The sequence below is a fragment of the uncultured Thiohalocapsa sp. genome (assembly GCF_913062725.1).
Classification (GTDB): Bacteria; Pseudomonadota; Gammaproteobacteria; order Chromatiales; family Chromatiaceae; genus Thiohalocapsa.
Genome location: NZ_CAJXWY010000131.1, coordinates 1 through 2325, shown reverse-complemented (window position 1 = coordinate 2325; position 2325 = coordinate 1). Strand labels below are relative to the sequence as shown.

Genomic DNA, 2325 nt, shown 5'->3' with positions numbered 1-2325 from the left:
ACCGGCAGCGAGTGGTGCCTGTATCCGACCTACGACTACACGCATCCCATCTCGGATGCGCTGGAGGGCATCACCCACTCCCTGTGCACGCTGGAGTTCGAGGACCATCGCCCGCTCTACGACTGGTGCGTGGACCATGTTTCGGTGCCCTGCAAGCCGCGGCAGATCGAGTTCAGCCGGCTCAACCTGGAATACACGGTGATGAGCAAGCGGCTGCTGACGCAGCTGGTGGAGGAGGGCATCGTCAGCGGCTGGGACGACCCGCGCATGCCCACCATCGCCGGGCTGCGCCGGCGCGGCTTCACGCCCGCGGCGATCCGGGAATTCTGCGAGCGCATCGGTGTCTCCAAGGCCGACAACCTGGTGGAGATGGGCATGCTGGAGAGCGCGATCCGCGACGATCTGGACTACAACGCCCCCCGGGCCATGGCGGTGCTGCGCCCGCTCAAGGTGGTGATCACCAACCTGCCGGACGCCGCCCCGGCGGAGATTCCGGCGCAGAATCATCCCAAGCGTGAGGACATGGGCAGCCGTATGCTGCCTTTCGGCGACGAGGTCTACATCGACCGGCAGGACTTCGCCGAGGATCCGCCCAAGGGCTTCAAGCGGCTGGTGCCCGCCGGCGAGGTGCGACTGCGCAACGCCTATGTGATCCGCTGCGACGAGGTGGTGAAGGACGCGGCGGGCGAGGTGACGGAGCTGCGCTGCTCGGTGGACCCCGACACCCTGGGCCGCAAGCCCGAGGGCCGTAAGGTGAAGGGCGTGATCCACTGGGTCTCGGCGGCGCATGGCGTGCGGGCGACGGTGCGCCTCTATGACCGGCTCTTCAGCGTGCCCCAGCCCGGGACGGGTGGCCGGGACTTCCGGGCGGACCTGAACCCGGCGGCGCTCGCCACACTGACGCAGTGTGTGGTGGAGCCCGCACTCGCCGCCGCGGCACCGGGCGCCCGCTACCAGTTCGAGCGCGAGGGCTATTTCGTGGTGGATGCCGACGCCGGCCCCGGTCATCAGGTCTTCAACCGCACCGTGACCCTGCGCGACACCTGGGGCAAGCAGCAGGCGGCCGGCGGCGCCTGAGCCCCTGCGGCCGGTGCGCAGCCGAGCGCACCGGCCGACCCTGATCGGCGCCGACAGTCCGCGGCGCCCGCACCAGCATTCGATGGAGACAGGCCATGAGCGTCCCCGACAGGCCCCAGCTCGACCCGCCCGGCGCGGGCATTCCCTGGCACGAGCGCCAGCTCATCGGCGCCGGCATCCGCGCCGCCGCCAACTTCCTGTCCAAGGACCGGATCACGGAGCTGTTCCGGCGCGAGGGTGAGCGCGCCATTGCGCTCGGGCGCAGCGTGGACGAGGCTCAAGGGCGCCGCCGCGTGCTGGTGGGCCGCTTCTTCGGCATCGAGGACAGCAGCCGCCATTGGTCCATCTTCATGGCGCTGGAGCATTTGGTCATCGTCAACTCCGCCATCGCCGCCACACTGCCGCGGCTGTACTCCGGGCTCGATGTGCCGGACGCCGTGCGGGTGGAGGACTTCAAGCCCGTGCCCGAGGCGGGACCGGAGCAGATCACGGACCTTGCCAACGTGGTGGAGCGCTATACCGACATGGTGGACAAGCTCGGCAACCTGCGCGCCGGCATCCGCTATCCGCACCCTTGGTTCGGCGAGCTGTCGGCGGCGCAATGGCACGCGTTGGCCGCGGTGCACAACAGTGTCCACCGCCGCCACGTCCAGCGCATCCTCCGCGCCCTGCACTGACGGCGCCGTGGGCGCAACCCGATAACGCCGCTGACCTGACCTGCACCGCCGGAATGAAGGACGACGCCAGCTTACCGGCCAGCCGCGAGTCGGACCTGCTGCGGGGGCCGGACGATCTGCTTGCGGACTTCGACCGCGCCGTGAGCGTCTTCAACGAGTTCGTGCACGGCTACCGCGCGCTCTACGAGCTCGGCACCACGGTGACCGTCTTCGGCTCCGCACGCTTTCCCGAAGACCATCATTGGTACGCCCAAGGGCGGGCGCTGGGTCGGGCGCTGGCCACCGCCGGCTTCACGGTCATGACCGGCGGCGGACCCGGGGTCATGGAGGCCGCCAACCGCGGTGCGCAGGAGGCGGGCGGCCACAGCGTCGGCTGCAATATCCGCCTGCCGGTGGAGCAGCACCCGAACCCCTACCTGGACCGGGTGCTTACCTTCGATTACTTCTTCGTGCGCAAGGTGATGCTGGTGAAGTACTCGTCCGGCTTCGTCTTCCTGCCGGGCGGCTTCGGCACCATGGACGAGCTGTTCGAGACCCTCACGCTGATCCAGACCGGCAAGCTGCATGCCTT

At 69.2% G+C, this 2325-nt stretch carries 3 protein-coding genes; all 3 read left to right on the top strand.

Features of this window, described 5'->3' with window-relative positions:
* On the top strand, positions 1 to 1077 hold a 1077-nt coding region (gene glnS / locus QZ588_RS18050; RefSeq protein ID WP_295544503.1), incomplete at its 5' end, for a glutamine--tRNA ligase.
* Positions 1078 to 1172: 95 nt separating this feature from the next.
* Positions 1173 to 1754, top strand: a complete 582-nt coding sequence (locus tag QZ588_RS18045) for a DinB family protein (protein WP_295544501.1) — start codon at positions 1173 to 1175, stop codon at positions 1752 to 1754.
* Between the two features lie 53 nt (positions 1755 to 1807).
* Positions 1808 to 2325, top strand: a 518-nt coding sequence (locus QZ588_RS18040; RefSeq protein WP_295544499.1) for a TIGR00730 family Rossman fold protein, incomplete at its 3' end; no start/stop codon positions are given.